The sequence below is a fragment of the Bacillus sp. P4_D3 genome, assembly GCF_056401855.1.
This window is the reverse complement of sequence record NZ_JBFUIN010001016.1, coordinates 1-944: the sequence shown is the minus strand read 5'-3', so window position 1 is coordinate 944 and position 944 is coordinate 1. Positions and strand designations below refer to the sequence as shown.

Annotated in this window: 1 protein-coding gene; it reads left to right on the top strand. The window is 31.2% G+C overall.

Features of this window, described 5'->3' with window-relative positions; genetic code table 11:
• Positions 1-215: 215 nt before the first annotated feature.
• Positions 216-848 carry a YdcF family protein gene (locus AC1DTM_RS28835; protein ID WP_002161257.1) on the top strand — a complete coding sequence of 211 codons (633 nt, stop codon included), beginning with the start codon at positions 216-218 and terminating at the stop codon, positions 846-848.
• The last annotated feature ends 96 nt before the right edge of the window (positions 849-944 follow it).

The window sequence follows — 944 nt, the reverse complement described above, 5'->3', positions numbered from 1 at the left end:
TTACAATGTAGTTGTATGGTAATAAACTTATAAATTATACAAATGTAATGAAACCGCAAACGAAAAATGAATTGATAATCCTCAATTTTAAATGAAAACCCTTTAATGAATATATATGACAAGAAAAATTCCTTCTTTTAAACAAATTCAAACAAAATGATTTGATATATACGTTTTTATATAGAAGTATGGATGATGTACGGAGGCAGTTATAAATGAAAGAAAATAAGAAAAGTAAGAAAAGAAGAATCTTGCAAGTATTCTTGCTTATGATTTGTTCTATTATTTTATATGTAAGTTATGCAGCTTACGATATTTGGAGTTATCGCTTTAAAACAGATGATGGTGTGAAGACAGATGCTGGCATTGTGCTGGGAGCAGCTTCATGGAACGGAAAACCATCTCCTGTATTTAAAGAAAGAATTAATCATGCAATTTCTTTATATAAGAACGGTAATATTAAAAAGATTATTTTCACAGGTGGTACAAAGTTTGAGGCAGAGCTTGAGGAAGCGCGTACTGCTAGAGTGTATGCACTGAAACATGGTGTAAAAGATGAGGATATTTTAATTGAAACAAAATCTCTTTTCACAGAAGAGAATTTAAAGAATGCAAAGCAAGTTGGAATAGAGAACGGAATACACACATATACGATCGTGAGTGATCCACTTCATATGAAACGTGCGATGAAAATTGCAAAACATCTTAAAATTGAAGCGTATGCATCACCAACTCCAACGTCAGCGTATAAAACGTTAGATACAGAAATCCCTTTCTTTTTTAAAGAATTATGCTCGTATATTGGATATGTAACCTCTTTGCCATTAAAGGCATTGAAAGGGGATTAATATAAGAAAAGAACCTATCCTTTCATATAGGAACTTTTCTTATTGTTCAAAAGCATTGTATTTTTATCGGAATAGTGAAACAATAGAGAGGTAACT

Bases quoted from the DNA above. Each gene is read 5' to 3' on its own strand.
- AC1DTM_RS28835 (WP_002161257.1), top strand. From the start codon at position 216: ATGAAAGAAAATAAGAAAAGTAAGAAAAGAAGAATCTTGCAAGTATTC.